At 34.1% G+C, this 17,100-nt stretch carries 10 protein-coding genes and 1 pseudogene; 9 read left to right on the forward strand and 2 right to left on the reverse strand.

The features are described 5' to 3' along the window. Positions 1-49: 49 nt before the first annotated feature. The 3 genes and pseudogenes from BLT84_RS12340 to BLT84_RS16250 all read left to right on the forward strand — a co-directional run bounded on the left by BLT84_RS12340 (position 50) and on the right by BLT84_RS16250 (position 5,829). Positions 50-4,375, forward strand: coding sequence for a translocation/assembly module TamB domain-containing protein (locus BLT84_RS12340; protein WP_231929327.1), 4,326 nt, complete (start codon positions 50-52; stop codon positions 4,373-4,375). A gap of 101 nt (positions 4,376-4,476) precedes the next feature. After that, on the forward strand, positions 4,477-5,463 hold the full coding sequence (gene pfkA / locus BLT84_RS12345) for a 6-phosphofructokinase (RefSeq protein ID WP_034892715.1): 987 nt from the start codon (positions 4,477-4,479) through the stop codon (positions 5,461-5,463). A gap of 42 nt (positions 5,464-5,505) precedes the next feature. After that, a pseudogene (locus tag BLT84_RS16250) lies at positions 5,506-5,829 on the forward strand (methylglyoxal synthase). On the opposite strand, the gene BLT84_RS12355 reads toward BLT84_RS16250, so the two are convergent. Both BLT84_RS12355 and BLT84_RS12360 read right to left on the reverse strand, forming a co-directional pair. Then, positions 5,822-6,202 carry a RidA family protein gene (locus BLT84_RS12355; protein ID WP_091266201.1) on the reverse strand — a complete coding sequence of 127 codons (381 nt, stop codon included), beginning with the start codon at positions 6,200-6,202 and terminating at the stop codon, positions 5,822-5,824. The pseudogene BLT84_RS16250 and the gene BLT84_RS12355 sit on opposite strands and share 8 nt — an antisense overlap. A gap of 50 nt (positions 6,203-6,252) precedes the next feature. Continuing rightward, entirely contained in the window at positions 6,253-8,907 is a 2,655-nt protein-coding gene (locus BLT84_RS12360) for a putative LPS assembly protein LptD (protein WP_231929548.1), read from the reverse strand. 194 nt (positions 8,908-9,101) lie between these two features. Between BLT84_RS12360 and BLT84_RS12365 the strand changes: the two genes are divergently transcribed. From BLT84_RS12365 to BLT84_RS12390, 6 genes are all read left to right on the forward strand, one after another. After that, positions 9,102-10,226 (forward strand): N-acetylmuramoyl-L-alanine amidase, encoded by a 1,125-nt coding sequence (locus BLT84_RS12365; RefSeq protein WP_091266210.1) that lies wholly within the window; start codon positions 9,102-9,104, stop codon positions 10,224-10,226. 55 nt (positions 10,227-10,281) lie between these two features. Next, complete coding sequence (locus BLT84_RS12370) at positions 10,282-11,232, forward strand: MlaD family protein (protein WP_034892727.1); 951 nt, start codon at positions 10,282-10,284, stop codon at positions 11,230-11,232. A 5-nt stretch (positions 11,233-11,237) separates the two neighbouring features. Then, complete coding sequence (locus tag BLT84_RS12375; RefSeq protein WP_091266213.1) at positions 11,238-12,575, forward strand: 4Fe-4S dicluster domain-containing protein; 1,338 nt, start codon at positions 11,238-11,240, stop codon at positions 12,573-12,575. Between the two features lie 118 nt (positions 12,576-12,693). Then, complete coding sequence (locus tag BLT84_RS12380; protein ID WP_091266216.1) at positions 12,694-13,485, forward strand: (Fe-S)-binding protein; 792 nt, start codon at positions 12,694-12,696, stop codon at positions 13,483-13,485. 197 nt (positions 13,486-13,682) lie between these two features. Beyond that, a complete protein-coding gene (locus BLT84_RS12385; RefSeq protein ID WP_034892736.1) occupies positions 13,683-14,168 on the forward strand; it encodes a hypothetical protein in 486 nt (161 codons plus the stop codon). Between the two features lie 9 nt (positions 14,169-14,177). Then, positions 14,178-17,099, forward strand: a complete 2,922-nt coding sequence (locus BLT84_RS12390; RefSeq protein ID WP_091266219.1) for a glycoside hydrolase family 3 N-terminal domain-containing protein — start codon at positions 14,178-14,180, stop codon at positions 17,097-17,099. Position 17,100 lies beyond the last annotated feature (1 nt).

Raw genomic sequence — 17,100 nt, forward strand, 5'->3', positions numbered from 1 at the left:
TTTCGTGTTTTTATTGATTTTATTTTCCGTGCCCGCTGTGCAAACATCGGTGGCAAAAAGGTTAACAAATTCTCTTCAGAAAAACTCTAACGTGGTGGTTTCTGTAGGAAGGGTAAGTCTGTCTTATTTCGGTAAAGTAAAACTGAACGAGATTTACGTAGAAGATCATCACCAAGATACACTCTTAAACATTCAGGAGTTACGAACTTCAATTCTGGGTATTTCCAATATTATTAATAATAATCCTAATCTAGGTGCTACCACTGCTAAGGGTTTCACTTTAAAGATGAGACGGTATAAAGGTGAAGATCAGGATAATGTGAGTGTACTTCTAGAAAAACTAAAAACAGAACCATCGGGAGACCCTAAAAGCTTTGAGCTCTTAATTAATACTATTAGCATTGAAGATGGGTATTATAGTTTTGTAGATGAAAATAATCAAAATCCGGAGATCGTACGTTTACGAGAGCTTCAAATAGATGCAGAAGAACTGCATATTTTAGATAGCGATGTAAGTGTAAAGATAAATTCACTAAAAGCTAAAGAAGGACGAGGCTTTGACATTCAGAAGTTAGCCACCAATTTTTCTTACAGCCCTACAAGAATGCAGCTTAAAGACTTAGAGCTTATTACGCCTTATTCTAATGTAGAAGGTGAGATAACAATGAACTATGTTCTAGAAGATTTTTCAGATTTTCTGAATAAAGTTAATTTTGATGCCCAATTTAATCAATCTGAAATCTCTACAATAGATCTTCAAAACTTCTATCCTCCCTTTGGCGATAATCAAGACCTAAATATCACCACTCATTTTAAAGGAACTTTAAATGATTTTGTTTTAGAAGACGTTGAACTTACCGGTATGGATAGAAGTAGGTTGGTAGGGGAAGTTGCCTTTAAAGGGGCCTTTACTCCAGAAGATTTTAAAATTACGGGAGATCTAAACGATCTTACTTCCAATTATTATGATCTCGTAAACCTACTTCCGGGTATCTTAAAAGATAAACTTCCGGCTTCTTTAACAGAGTTTGGAAACTTAAGTGTAAAGGGGAAAACTACGGTTACCAAGAATTCTTTAGATGCCAATATTTTTGTAAATACGCAACTAGGATCTGTGAAAGCAGATATGATTTTGAGAAATTTTGATAATTCTAATCAGACCACCTATAAAGGCAATTTAGTATTCAATGAATTCAATATAGGAAGATTATTAGATCAGAAAACATTAGGTAAAGCCAGTTTAGATTTAAATATAGACGGTAAAGGTTTTACTTCAGAAAGTTTAAATACCAAAGTAAGAGGAAGGATCTCCAAAATAAATTATAACAATTATAACTATACCAATATTCTGGTACTGGGAACTGTTAGGAATTCTATTTATAATGGAAGTTTGGTATCTCAAGACCCAAATCTTAAGATGGAATTTAATGGATTGGTAGATATATCTGGTAAAGATGATGTGTATGATTTTGAAGCATCTGTAGGCTATGCAGATCTTAATAAACTTAATTTCATAAAAAGAGACAGCATTTCGATATTTAAAGGAGATGTTATCATGAATATGAAAGGAACTAACATTGATAACGTTTCTGGTAATATTTTGCTAATAAACACTTCCTATAACAATCAAAATGATCTGTATTATTTTGACGATCTAAGTGTAACTTCTAGTTTTGATTCTACCAATGTTAGAACCATTGCGGTGAATTCTCCAGATGTAATAAACGGAGAAGTAACAGGAAACTTCAAAATTTCTGAAGTTCCTGCGCTTATTGAAAATTCTATAGGTAGTATCTATACCAATTATCGTCCAAATACCATTACAAATAATCAGTATATGGAATTTGACTTCAATATTTATAATAAGATAGTAGAGGTTTTTTATCCTGAAATTACGTTAGCTCCAAATACATTTATTCGGGGTAGAGTAGAGTCTGATGAGTCTGAATTTAAGCTCACATTTAGATCTCCAAAGATAGAAGCCTTCGGAAATATGATGAAAGATATTAATGTGCAGGTAGATAATACCAACCCTATCTATAATACATTCGTAGAGGCAGATAGTGTTTCTACAGAATATTATAATTTTTCAGAATTTAGCTTAATTAACGTTACTCTTAGAGATACTTTATTTATAAGGTCTGAATTTCAGGGAGGTAAATCTAATGATGATGTTTTTAATTTAAACTTTTTTCATACCATAAATGAGAATAACAAATCTGTAGTAGGTATTCAGAAATCTGATGTAAAATTTAAAGACAATGTTTGGTTCCTTAATGAAACAAATAATAAGAATAATAAGATCGTTTTTGACAATAGTTTTAATGATCTGGTAATAGACTCTTTGGTATTAAGCCATAAGAATGAACTCATTAAAATGAGCGGATCTTTGAGGGATACAACCTATAAAGATTTTAGAATAGAATTTGAAGATGTAGATATAGGCAAGATCACTCCAGATATAGACAGTTTAGATATTGCGGGAACTCTTAATGGGAAATTGCATTTACTTCAGGAAAAAGGTGCCTATTTTCCTAACACGGGCTTAAAGATCGACAGCTTAACAGTTAACGAGACGCTTTTGGGGAACTTAAGATTAAATGTAGATGGTAATGAGAATCTAACCTATTATAACGTAGACGCCACCCTTAAAAATCAAGGGTTTGAATCTTTAAATGCGAAAGGTGGAATAGATGTAGGTAGAAATAATCCAACCATAGATCTAGACGTTGCTTTAAGGGATTTCAATCTGGTTGCTTTTAGTCCGTTAGGAGGAGAAGCTATAGATAATATTAGAGGTTTGGTTACAGGGGATGCCAAAGTTACGGGTAGTTACAAAAACCCAGATATTACAGGAAAATTAAACCTTGCAAATGCAGGATTTAGAATTCCTTATCTCAATGTAGATTTTGACCTTAAAGATGATGCAGTTATAAATCTAACCAAACAGCAGTTCAATTTTGATAAAATTGATATGGTAGATGTTAAGTATAAGACGGAAGGAGTTTTAGACGGTAACATTTCTCATAAGAATTTTAGAAAATGGTTTTTAGACCTTACTATAAATAGTGATAGAATTGTGGTTTTAGATACCAAAGCAGAAGAAGATGCCCTGTATTATGGTACTGCCTATATAGACGGATTTGCTAGTATAGTAGGACCTACAGATGAACTTGTTATAGATGTAAATGCCTCTACAGCTAAGGGAACGCTTTTTAAGATCCCGCTTAGCACCAAGGAATCTATTGGAGATAATTCTTATATACATTTTTTAAGTCCGGAGGAGAAGGCAAATAGATTAGCAGGTAGAGAGTTAGAGATCCCAGATGTAAAGGGATTAGAACTAAATTTCGATCTAGATGTTACTAATGAGGCAGAAGTTGAAGTGGTGATAGATCAAACAAGTGGAAGCACGCTTAGAGGTAGAGGTGCAGGTAACCTTTTGATAGAGATCAATACCAAGGGTAAATTTAATATGTGGGGCGACTTTGTAGTCTATAAAGGTGTATATAACTTTAAATATGCTGGACTGGTACAAAAAGCATTTCAAGTTAAATCTGGAAGTAGCATAAACTGGGATGGTAACCCTACGCAGGCAGATCTCGATGTGAGTGCTATTTATGAAGTAGATGCAAATCCTGCTGTATTATTAGAAAACCCTTCAATAAATAGAAAGATCCCGGTAGAAGTGATCATACTTTTACAAGGGCAGATCGCACAACCAGATATAACATTTAATGTTCAGTTTCCAAATGCGAGTTCTGCAGTAAGATCAGAATTAGAATACAGAATGAATGATCGCGCCAGTAGAGAATTGCAAGCTTTGTTCTTAGTAACTCAAGGTTCCTTCTATAGTGAGTTTGCTATTGGACAGAATGCCATTACTGGAACTCTTGTAGAAAGAGCTTCTAGTTTAGTAAATGATATTTTTGCAGATGAAGATGGAAAATTTCAGGTGGGTGTAAACTACGTTCAGGGAGATAGAACTCCAGATCAACAAACGGTAGATAGATTTGGTCTTACACTGTCTACTCAAATTAGTAATAGAGTGCTAATAAACGGACAAGTAGGTATTCCGGTTGGTGGTGTTACAGAATCTGTGGTTGTTGGAGATGTAGAAATAGAATTCTTGCTTAATGAAGATGGGAGTTTAAGAGCAAAAGTTTTTAATAGGGAAAATAATATTCAGTATATAGGAGAAGAAATAGGTTTTACACAAGGTGTTGGTCTTTCTTACTCTGTAGATTTCGATACCTTTAAAGAATTGATCAGAAAGATCTTAAATAAAGAAATAGCTAAATCTTCCGAAGAAAAAGAGCAGGAAGAGTCTGCGAAATCATTAGCTCCAGATTATATAGTTTTCCCAAAACAATAGAGTTTTTTTAATTTGCTTTACGTTAAATTTGTATGAAACTCTTTAATATCAACTATAATTATTACTAATACTTTGTAATTTTAATATATAATTTTTAAAAAATGTCAAAAAAGATCAAACGTATTGGTGTAATGACTTCCGGCGGAGATTCTCCTGGAATGAATGCCGCTATTAGAGCTGTTGTTAGAGCTTGTGCTTATTATGATACAGAATGTGTTGGATTCTATAGAGGATTTCAAGGAATGATTGAAGGAGATTATGAAATTTTAGATGCCCGAAGTGTTAGGAATATTATTACCCGTGGAGGAACAATTCTGAAATCTGCTAGATCAAAAGAATTTTTAACCCCAGAAGGAAGACAGAAAGCTGCAGATAATCTTATTGAAGCAGAAGTAGACGCTATGGTTCTAATTGGTGGTGATGGAACCTTTAGAGGAGGAAAGGTATTTAGTGAGGAACATAATATCTCTATTATTGGTGTTCCGGGAACTATAGATAATGACATTTATGGAACTCAATTTACGATTGGGTATGATACTGCATTAAATACAGTAGTTGAGGCTATTGATAAGATACGAGATACCGCAAGCTCTCACAATAGATTATTCTTTGTAGAAGTTATGGGGAGAGATGCCGGGTTTATAGCGTTAAATAGCGGAATTGGAGCAGGAGCCGAAGAAATTTTGATTCCTGAAGAAGACCTGGGATTAGAGCGATTATTAGATTCTTTAGAGCGAAGCAGAAGATCTGGAAAGACTTCGAGCATTGTAGTAGTTTCTGAAGGTGATAAAATTGGAAAAAACGTTTTTGAACTTGCAGAATATTTTAAGCAAAGCAATTTAGATTATGATGCAAAGGTTACCGTTTTGGGTCATATTCAAAGAGGAGGGAGCCCATCTTGTTTTGATAGAGTACTTGCAAGTAGATTATGCGTAAAAGCAGTAGAATTGATATTGGATGGAAAAAGTGATTTGATGGTTGGCTTGGTTAATAATAAAGTAGAATCTTGTAGTTTAGAAAAAGCTTTGAAAAGTAAACACGATATAAATAAAGAACTACTCAGAATTTCTGATATTTTATCTACTTAATTATGACAATAGCAAATTGCCCATAATGGGAAGAAAGCAGAAATGGTACAATTCTTAAACTAAAAAAAGAATGTGCATTACGTGCCAAAAGTTTAAAATCTGGTAGCTACAGGAACCATAGGAGCTAAGGCGGAAGCTGCAGGTTTTGAAGTGGAAAAGTTACTTTCCGGTCTTATAGGAGGAGTTGCGCAAATAGCATCTAGAGTTGCAGACTGGTAAATAGACATGGTGATCTTTTTTAGAGATCCATTAGATAAGCATCCTCATGAACCCGATATTTTTATGCTCATGAGGTTATGTGATTTTCATATTATACCTATTGCTACAAATCCTGCTACAGTAACATTATTGTTAACGGCTATTTAACAGCAATAGCACTAATTTCTACATTTACAAATTTTGGTAAATTAGCTACTTCAACCGTTTCTCTGGCAGGAGCAGTTTCAGCATTAAAATAGTTGGCATAAACTTCGTTTATTTGAGCAAAATTATTCATGTCGCTTATAAAAATTGAAGTTTTAATCACATTGTCAAAGGTCATTCCTGCTTCGGTTAGAATAGCTTTCAAATTTTCCATGACTAAAGCAGTTTCTTCTTTAATGTTACCTAGCTTAAGTTCTCCTGTATTAGGATCTAAAGCGATTTGCCCAGATGTATAAAGCATGTTTCCGGAAAGTACCGCTTGGTTATAAGGGCCAATAGGAGCAGGGGCATTAGAGGTATTAATTATCTTTTTCATAATATTATTTTTTGGTGTATGTAGCTATATTATTTTAAGATGAAGAATCACTATAATCTTCTATCCGGTTCACGTCGTTTATCATATTTAATATCGCTAAGAATAGAAGATTTAATTCCAATAAAGAAATACCAAGAGCTTCTTTCACTAAAGGGAACCCAGTTAAAGCTCATTCTCCAACTATCTAAATCTCGTTGAAATCTTAACTGAGTATAAGTAAAGCCACCGTCTTTTATATCAAACCCGGAAGAACCTCCTACAACCCATTTTGGAGATAACTCAACATCTCCAGAAAACATGATGGAATGAGAAGTGATTTCGCTTTCTCTAGTCCTGTTACTATAAGTCATGGTATAAGCTAAAGTAAGGTTCCATGGAATATCATAATTGTACCAAGTGTTATTAGAAGATTCATCTCCATCTTTAGCAAATACATCCTCTTCTTCATCATAGAATCTACCATCTAGATCTGTTCCTTTTCCAAAAAGATCATCTGGTCTTCCACCATTTCTAAACGTATCATTCTCTTGTTTGTCCTTATTTTTAGTGTCCTTGTCAAAATCTGTACTTGCAAATGAATACCCAAAACTTACATTGGCAGAGGTAAATCTAAATAAACTACCTCCATTATTAATATTCAATTTGTCTATTCTACGGTTATTATTATCTAAAGCATATAGATCTAAATTTGCCGCCAAATTGATATCTAATTTGTTCTGAATTACCGGAATACTTCCTCTAAGCGCAATAGGAGATAATTTAAGCGAATCTCCAGCTAAATTGTAGGCAGTACTCATGCTAAAGTTATTCAATAGCGTGATCTTCTTAGGTTCTGTAGCAGTGCTATCTTTATCTCTTACTTTGGCCTCTAAGGTATTATTGATAGACAATCCTATAGAGCTAGAAAATTGTCTTCCCGGAGCACCATAAAGGGAACCTTGAAATCTTGAATAATCTACCACGCGTTCTGTAAGCGTTTGATCCTGCTCATCAAAAATGGTATATTGATCGTAATATTGATCAAATCCAGGATTGATATTGTAACTAATATTAGGTCTTATAACATGGCGTAGCGCCTGTATTTTACTATCCTTTTTAAAATTCACTTTTCCGTAAATAGTGGTACCAATTCCGGTGCTAAATCCATAGGTTCTATAAGAATCAAAACCAGAAACGGTATCTATTACTTCTCTTCTTAAATTTTGATCATAGGTTTTCTCATAAGTTTTGAAAACCCAATTTTCTTCATAATTAGCATTAGCACTAACACTTAGAAACTTAAATAGTTTAAAGTTTGTTGAAACGGGAATAGTGTGTTGAGCTCCAAAATTTGCGTCTTTAAACATTTCTGGTTTAAAGAATAAAGAGTCTGTGGTTACAAATCTATTCTCTCCTCTAAAGTTATATTGAAAGTTTATATTCTCAATCAATCCTTTTTTAGCACCTAATTTTGGTGCGAATGGATATATTCTAGAAACACTGGTTTGTACCGTAGGTAAAGTCATATTTATAACCTTGGTATTAGTATTCTGAGAATGTGTGGCTGTGGCGCTAAAATTAACTTGCGGCTCTCCCGGAAATGTCTTGGAGTAAGACACTGTAGAATTTAAAGAGTTATTTAAAAAGTTACCCGTATTAGCCTGATTAACAGATTCTCTATAGTAATCACTACTTCCAAGGTTTACAGAGGCAGAAAATCTCGAATTTGGGTTAGCTTTAGAATCTTGACTGTGGGACCATTGAATGTTATAATTTGTTCTCTGAGCAAAATCGGGAAAGCCGCGTTCACTATCTAATAAGTTTTCATACCTGAAGTTTAAATTTCCTCTAAAGCTGTAACGCTTAGCGTAACTAGATTGTAACCTCAGGCCGTAACTTCCGTTTGTATAATAATCTCCTAATGCTAAAAGATCTACATAATCACTTATAGCAAAATAATACCCCCCATTTTGAAGAAAATAACCGCGATTATTACTATTTCCAAAAGAGGGTAGAATAAAACCAGAGGTTTGCTCATCTGTTAATGGAAAATATGCAAAAGGTAAGCCTAGAGGTGTTGGCACATCTGCTATATACATATTTACTAATCCTGTAACGATCTTTTTGTTTGGAACAAATTTTATTCGCCTAGCATAAAAATAGTAATCTGGATTTTCTTCGTTGGTAGAAGTAGTAAATTTTACATTCTTCATAAAGTAAACAGAATCATTCTCTCTTTTAGTGATTTCTCCTCTCACTTTAAAGGCACCTTCTTCTGTTCTAGTATTATAGATCAAGGCCTTTTCAGTATCAAAATTGAATCTGATAGAATCTGGCTTTACTGTATTTTGAGCCTGAGTAAAAACTGGGAGTTGAGAATAGGTACCTGTAGAATCTGGTATACCGTAAGCATAAATTTCTTTCTTTTCGTTGTCTAAAATGATCATACCAGCAGTTATTACCATGTCATCGTAGGTAATTTGTGCATTATCATAAAGATACATTCTATTCTCTTTTACGCTTAAGCGCATATAATCTTCAGCTGAGTAGTTTACGATATCAGTTAATAGTGCAGGAGCTTTTTTAACAGTATCGGTTTTTATAGTGTCTTGTTGAATGATTTGGCCGGCAATTGAAAGAGAATCACTTACTGTTACAACGCTATCTCTATCTTTTTCAAGAATAATATTACCACTTGGTTTAATTTCTTGCGCCAATGAGTATATTGGAGCTAAGAGCAAAAAAACACAAGAAAAAAGTATATAATGTGAGTATGTTCGCAATGCTTTAAGTGCTATTTTTGTAAAGAATGGCTTGCTTTTTGAATATCCAAAATTACATATATTTTTTAAGCTTCCTTTTCGGAATACAAAAAAAGACAGAATAAAATAATAAGCCTAATTCTATCGTTACTATTTTTATGAAAAATAACCTACTTACATTTATTGCAATACTCTTTATTTCAACCTTATTAGTTGCATTTACACCTATTTCTAATACCAAACCTAAACCAAAATTTGTTGTGGTTTTAGACGCTGGTCATGGTGGAAAAGACCCGGGAAACAGGGGGGGAGGTTTTAATGAGAAAGATATAGCCCTAAGCATTGTACTTAAGGTAGGAAGAGAACTGGAGAAAAATGATAACATTAAAGTTATTTATACCAGAAGTAATGATGTTTTTATTGAGTTAGATAGGCGGGCAGATATAGCTAATGATGCTAAAGCAGATTTATTTGTATCTGTGCACTGTAATGCTCATAATTCCCAGGCTTACGGTACCGAAACTTTTGTACTTGGATTACACCGTAACCAGGCTAACTTTGAAGTTGCTAAGCGAGAGAACTCTGTGATCTTTCTAGAAGAGGATTATGATATTACCTATGATGGTTTTGATCCTAATTCTCCAGAGTCTTATATAGGTATGCAGATAATGCAGGAAGAATATCTAGATCAAAGTATATTATTGGCAGATTATGTACAGAAGAAATTTACCAAAGAACTAAGAAGAAATGATAGAGGTGTAAAACAGGCTGGATTCTTAGTTCTGCGCCAAACCTATATGCCAAGTGTACTTATTGAAACCGGATTTCTTACCAATAGAGAAGAAGGACCTTTTTTAAATAGTTCTAACGGGCAGTCTAAAATGGCAGATGCTATTGTAGATGCTATCAAAGACTATAGCGGAAGTATAAACATGGCTGCTTTAGATAATTTAGAATCTAATGCTCCCGTTGCAGTAACAACTGTAGATGCTCCTACAACTTTTGAAGACGCTTTTGAGGGAATTACCTTTAAAGTACAACTTGCTGCTAGTTCTAAGAAGTTAGAACCAAAATCTTCTAATTTTAAGGGCTTAAAACCTGTATTTAGAGAAGAAGAAGGTAAATTCTATAAATATTATTACGGGGCTACTTCAAGTTATAATCAAATTCAAGATCTTCAGAAAAAGGCAAAATCTAAAGGTTATAAGTCTTGTTATGTGGTTGCATTCAAGGATGGTAAGAAGATTACCGTTAATGAGGCGTTAAAAAGCCAAGGCAAATAGCAGTACTTTCCTATATTTATTTCTAAATTTGCAATCATTCTAAAAAATAGAACTTTTGAAATATACTAAAGAGGTTAAAACTGGCATCCTGGCCATTGTTGCTATAGTAATATTAATATTTGGATATAGTTTTCTTAAAGGTAAAAATCTCTTAGATTCAAGCCGGAAATTTTATGCTGTGTATGCAGATGTAGAAGGATTATCTCCATCTTCTGCAGTTACTATTAATGGTTTAAAGGTTGGGAAGATAAATACAATAGATTTCTTAAATGAAAGTGGTCTCTTATTAGTAACCTTTAGCGTGGATAGTGATTTTAGATTTTCTAAGAACAGTCTGGCTCAAATATATGGAGGTGGGCTTATTGGAGGTAAGTCTTTAGCTATTGTTCCTGAATATGAACGAGGCCAAATGGCTCAAACAGGTGATACATTGCCAAGTGATATTGAAGAAGGAATCATGGAATTGGTAAATGAGCGCCTAACACCCTTACAGGTAAAAGTAGAGAGAACAATAGTTAGTGCAGACTCTATGGTTACTGCATTAAACCAGGTGTTGAATCCACAAACTCGTAACAACATAAAAGCAACTTTTGATGATCTTGCTTTAACAGTAGCTTCTTTTAAAGCTACTGCTCAATCTTTGAATGGTATTGTAGATGGTAATTCTCAAAAATTAGATCATACATTTACCAATTTAGATGAAATGTCTACAAACTTCAATAAGTTTTCTGATAGTCTTTCTCAAATTGATCTAAGTGGTATGGGAAGAGATCTTGAGAAAGTTATAGCAGATTTTGAAGAGATCTCTAATAATTTGAGTAGCGGAAAAGGAACTGCAGGTAAATTGCTTACAGATGATAGGGTTTATGATAATCTAGACCGTGCTACCAAACAAATGGAACAACTACTACAGGATATCAAATTAAATCCTAAAAGATATGTTCACTTCTCAGTTTTCGGAAAATCTCCGGGATCGTATGATAAGCCAAAAGATTCTTTAAAATAGAGATTATGCAAATTATTACTCAGATTGTTTTTTTAATTGTACTTGTTGCCGGAATCCTTTTTTTTGCCAGAAATATTCGGAGGGTTATTCGAAATATAAAACTTGGAAAAAAGATAGATAGAAACGATCAACCAGGAGAGCGTTTTGCGAAAATGGCAAGAATTGCACTAGGGCAATCTAAAATGGTTAAAAAGCCAATTTCTGGTTTCTTGCATATTATAGTTTACTTAGGATTTATAATTATTAATATAGAAGTTCTCGAAATCGTTATAGATGGTGTATTTGGAACTCATAGAATTCTCTCCTTCCTTGGTGGAGGATATAATTTCTTAATAGGTACTTTTGAAATTTTGGCATTCTTAGTATTTGTTGGTGTAATCATCTTTTGGATAAGAAGAAATAGCTTAAATATTTATAGATTTTTAAGTAGAGAATTAAAAGGGTGGCCAAAAAATGATGCTAACTATATCTTATACTTTGAAATGGTCCTAATGATACTTTTCATCGTTATGAATGGTGCAGACTATCAATTACAATTGAACGGAGTGGCTCATTATGCACAAGAATCTGGAATTGTAGGTTCTTTTCCTATCAGTCAATACTTAAGTCCTTGGTTTGAAAATTTTAGTACAGATATTCTTATAATAGTTGAAAGAGCAGCATGGTGGTTACATATAGTTGGAATTCTTTTCTTTTTGAATTATTTATATTATTCTAAGCATTTACATATTCTATTAGCATTTCCTAACGTATACTTTTCCAAACTTGCTCCTAAAGGGGAGATGGATAATCTAGAAGCTGTTACTAATGAAGTTAAGCTAATGATGGATCCAGATGCAGATCCTTATGCTATGCCAGAGGAAGGTACAGAAGAGGAGCCAGCAAAATTTGGAGCTTCCGATGTGATGGACCTCAATCAGGTTCAATTATTAAATTCATATACCTGTACAGAATGTGGTAGATGCACAGAGCAATGTCCTGCAAACCAAACTGGGAAAAAGCTTTCACCAAGAAAGATCATGATGGACACTAGAGATAGACTAGAAGAAGTAGGTGAGATCATTAACACTAAAGGAAAGTTTGAAGATGATGGAAAACAACTTTTAGATAATTATATCCTTAGAGAAGAGTTATGGGCTTGTACTACTTGTAATGCCTGCGTAGAGGCTTGTCCAATAGGTATTGATCCACTTTCTATTATTTTAGATATGCGACGTTATTTAGTAATGGAAGAAAGTGCTGCGCCTAATGAATTGGCAATTGCATTACAGAACATTGAAAATAATGGTGCTCCATGGCCTTACAATCAAATGGATAGATTGAATTGGGCAAATGAAAAATAAATAGGTTAAATTAATTATTTAGTTGATCTTCCCAATTTGCTAAATATCAATCTTTTGATAGTATTTATTATCAATTTGATTTTCACAAAATTAAGAATTCTAAGTAAAGTTTATAAAAATGTCAGAAGCAATTAAAGTTCCAACAATGGCCGAGTATATGGCAGAAGGTAAGAAACCCGAAGTATTATTTTGGGTAGGATGTGCCGGAAGTTTTGATGATCGTGCTAAAAAGATCACCAAAGCTTTTGTCAAATTATTACATGAATCTAAAGTAGATTTTGCTGTTTTGGGAACAGAAGAAACTTGTACAGGGGATCCTGCTAAACGTGCTGGGAATGAATTCTTATTTCAAATGCAAGCAGCAACTAATATTGAAGTTCTTAATGGATATGAAATTAAGAAAGTTGTTACCGCTTGTCCACACTGTTTTAATACGTTGAAAAACGAGTATCCGGCACTAGGTGGTAATTACGAAGTAATGCACCATACCACTTTCTTAAAGTCTTTACTGGAAGAAGGTAGATTAAAGGTAGAAGGAGGAAAATTTAAAGGAAAGCGTATTACTTTTCACGACCCATGTTATTTAGGTAGAGCAAACAATGTTTATGAAGCTCCACGAGATTTATTGCGAAAGCTGGAAGTGGAACTGGTAGAAATGAGAAAGTGCAAGAGCAATGGATTGTGCTGCGGAGCTGGTGGAGGACAGATGTTCAAAGAACCAGAGCCAGGAAATAAGGATGTAAATGTGGAGCGTACAGAGCAGGCTATGGAAGTTAAGCCGGAAATTATAGCAGCTGGATGTCCATTTTGTAATACTATGATGACAGATGGTGTTAAAAATAAGAATCAAGAAGATAAGATTGAAGTAATGGATGTTGCAGAGATGATAGCAAATGCTCAAGATCTATAATAGGTATTCAAACTTTTAAAATATAATATCAACCAAAACCTTGAGACCAAGTCTTGAGGTTTTTATTTTGTAAAAAGTATCGTACGTAATGTCTAATTTTAACAGGTATTAGGTGTTAATAAGAATAATTTACTTGTACTAAATTTGAAGCTAATCTTATAATCAAGTAGCTTTGTAAAAATATAATCTCAAAAAAAATGTTAGTACCTTTTAAGGAATTATCAGATTCATCTAGAGTGTGGATCTACCAGGCAAATAGATCATTCTCTGAGCAAGAGCTTCAGGAAATTACAACCAAGTTAGAAGATTTTATTTCTCAGTGGACGGCACATGGTGCTAATCTTAAAGCTTCCTTTGAAATTAGATATAAAAGATTTATCATCCTAGCTTTAGATCAGGAGTTAAATGCTGCCACCGGTTGTTCTATAGATGCATCTGTTCATTTTATTCAAAAATTAGAACAAGATTACAGCGTAGATCTTTTAGATAAGATGAATGTGAGCTATAAGCAAGGAGAACATGTGGCTTATAAGAATTTGATCGATTTTAGAAAGATGGCAAAAGACAAAGCTGTTTCTCCAAATACCATCGTATTTAATAATCTTGTTACTAATAAATCTGAATATCTAACAGATTGGGAAGTCCCTGCTTCAGAAAGCTGGCATAATCGCTTTTTAAAATAGAGAGTTTGTATGAAGCCCCTACAGACATCTCTCATTTTAATCTTATTATTCACTTTTTCCATATCAATTTTTGCTCAACAGGATCCATTATTAACTAAGGATGTGTTGCAACAAAAGGCTTGGGTGGATAGTGTATATAACAAAATGAACCTTCAGGAAAGAATAGGTCAATTATTTATGGTTGATGTTTTTTCTAACCAGTCTCGAAAAGAGACAGAGAAGATTAAAGATCTAATAAGAGAGCACCATATTGGTGGGGTCTTGTTTTCTAAGGGAGGGCCCTTGCAGCAAGCAAAATTAAATAATGAATTTCAAGAATTGGCAAATGTACCTTTGCTCATTGGGATGGACGCAGAATGGGGTTTAGCAATGCGCCTAGATTCTACCTTTGCCTTGCCGTGGAACATGACACTTGGAGCTGTAAAAGACCTTAAACTTATTGAGAAGGCTGGGGCAGCCATATCACGTCATACCAAAAGATTAGGTGTTCATATAAACTTCGCGCCAGATGTAGATGTTAATACCAATCCTAAAAATCCAATTATTGGAAATAGATCTTTTGGAGAAGATAGAGAAGAAGTATCTAAGAGAGCTATTGCTTTTATGAATGGGATGCAAAGTATGGGTGCACTTACCTGCGCTAAGCATTTTCCGGGTCACGGAGATACTCAAAAAGATTCTCATAAAACTTTGCCTACTATATCTTTTAGCAAAGAGAGGATAGATAGTATTGAGCTATATCCTTTCCGAAAAATTATTGATAAAGGGGTTAACAGTATTATGATTGCTCATTTAGATGTTCCTGCACTAGATCCAGAAAAAGACGTGCCCTCTTCGCTATCTAAACCCATAGTGACAGAGCTTCTTCAGAATAAAATGAATTTCAAAGGCTTGATCTTTACGGATGCTCTTAATATGAAAGGGGCTTCAAATTTTAAAAATCCAGGTGAAATTGATCTAGCAGCTTTTATGGCAGGGAATGATGTTCTTACTATGTCTGAAGATGTTCCTAAAGCTTCTATTAAAATATTTGATGCTTTCAATGATGGAAAAATAACAGAAACTCGCTTAGCATATTCTGTAAAAAAGATTCTTTCAGCCAAATATCAGGCAGGACTTGCACACTATACTGCGGTAGATACTACTAACCTAATTAACGATCTAAATACTTTAGATGATAAGGCTCTTTACGAAGAGCTTATAGAAAATGCTATCACCATCGTTAAAAATGATTCAGGAATTCTCCCTATTAAAGATCTAGAGACTAAAAAGATAGCTTACGTTAATTTTGGAGATTCAGAAAGTACTCCATTTCTGCATCAACTTTCACGATACACTAAGGTAGATTGGGTTAAGGCAGAAAATTTAGACGAATTACAAGAGAAATTAAAAGCGTATAATTTAGTGATCATTGGTTTCCATAAATCTGATGCGTCGCCTTGGGCACGCTACAAATTTAGTAGTGAAGAGGAGCGGTATATAGATGAAATAGCTAGAAGTAATCATACAATACTAGATGTTTTTGCCAGACCTTATGCTTTAACAGACCTTAGATCTACTAGCAATCTTGAAGGTATTGTTATGAGCTATCAAAATAGTGAAGCTTCACAACAAAAATCTGCTCAGATTATCTTTGGGGCGTTAGAAGCTAAAGGGAAGTTACCGGTAAGCTTAGGGGATAATTTTCCTGTAGGAACAGGGTATCAAACCAAGAGTTTAGAAAGATTGGCTTACGGCATGCCACAATCTGTAGGTATGAATTATGAGAAACTTCAGAAAATAGACTCTCTTATAACATTGGCTTTAGATAGTAAAATGACTCCAGGGTTACAGGTAATAGTTGCTAGGAAAGGAAAGGTTATTTATGAAAGGAATGCTGGTTATCACACTTACGATAAGACATTTCCAGTTACTGATACCTCTGTTTACGATCTTGCATCTTTAACCAAGATTCTCGCTTCGCTGCCTCTAATCATGCAATTAGAAGAGCAAAAAGTTATTAGCTTCGATTCTAAACTTGGAGATCTTATTCCATTTTTTAAAGGATCTAATAAAGCAAAGATCAGATTACAGGATATGCTTATGCATTACGCAAAATTAAAAGCCTGGTTGCCTTTTTACGTAGGAACTTTAGATAGCAAAACAAAAAGGCTCTCTACTTCATTTTATCGTGATGAAAAGAGAGAAGGATTTGGACTTAGAGTGGCAGAGAATATGTTTATTAGAGATAATATTAGAGATACCATTCTAGCAGAAATTAGAGATAGTAAACTAGAGCCTAAGCTGGGATACAAGTATAGTGATCTCCCTTTTTATTTAATGAAGTATTATTTGGAAGGTCATTTTAAATCTTCTTTAGCTTATATAACTCAAGAAAATATATATCAACCGTTGGGCGCAAATTTTACAACTTACTTGCCTTTAGATAAATTTAATCCAGATCAAATTGTACCTACAGAGTATGATAATCTATGGAGAAAACAACTGGTTCATGGCTATGTTCATGATCAGGGCGCTGCAATGCAGGGAGGTATTGGTGGACATGCAGGATTATTTAGTACCGCTAATGATGTTGCTAAGATTATGCAAATGTATTTGAATCATGGTTTCTATGGAGGCAAGAGATATATAGGAGCCGAAACCATAGAAAAATTTAATACCTGCTATTATTGCGATAAAAATGTAAGGCGAGGTGTAGGTTTCGACAAACCACAACTTGGAAAGTCCGGCCCTACATGTGGTTGTGCTTCGGTTTCTAGTTTTGGTCACAGCGGTTTCACCGGAACTTTTGCCTGGGTAGATCCAGAGACAGAGATCTTATATGTGTTTTTATCTAATAGGGTAAATCCTGATGTTAATAATCGTAAATTGATAAGAGAAGATATTAGGTCTAAGATCCAGGAAGTTATTTATGAATCTATTGAGAATTAAT

It is taken from the genome of Gillisia sp. Hel1_33_143, from assembly GCF_900104765.1.
GTDB lineage: Bacteria > Bacteroidota > Bacteroidia > Flavobacteriales > Flavobacteriaceae > Gillisia.

Coding starts and splice junctions, on each gene's coding strand:
- pfkA (WP_034892715.1), top strand. CDS start 4,477: ATGTCAAAAAAGATCAAACGTATTGGTGTAATGACTTCCGGCGGAGAT.
- BLT84_RS12355 (WP_091266201.1), bottom strand. CDS start 6,202: ATGAAAAAGATAATTAATACCTCTAATGCCCCTGCTCCTATTGGCCCT.
- BLT84_RS12365 (WP_091266210.1), top strand. CDS start 9,102: ATGAAAAATAACCTACTTACATTTATTGCAATACTCTTTATTTCAACC.
- BLT84_RS12375 (WP_091266213.1), top strand. CDS start 11,238: ATGCAAATTATTACTCAGATTGTTTTTTTAATTGTACTTGTTGCCGGA.
- BLT84_RS12380 (WP_091266216.1), top strand. CDS start 12,694: ATGTCAGAAGCAATTAAAGTTCCAACAATGGCCGAGTATATGGCAGAA.
- BLT84_RS12385 (WP_034892736.1), top strand. CDS start 13,683: ATGTTAGTACCTTTTAAGGAATTATCAGATTCATCTAGAGTGTGGATC.
- BLT84_RS12390 (WP_091266219.1), top strand. CDS start 14,178: ATGAAGCCCCTACAGACATCTCTCATTTTAATCTTATTATTCACTTTT.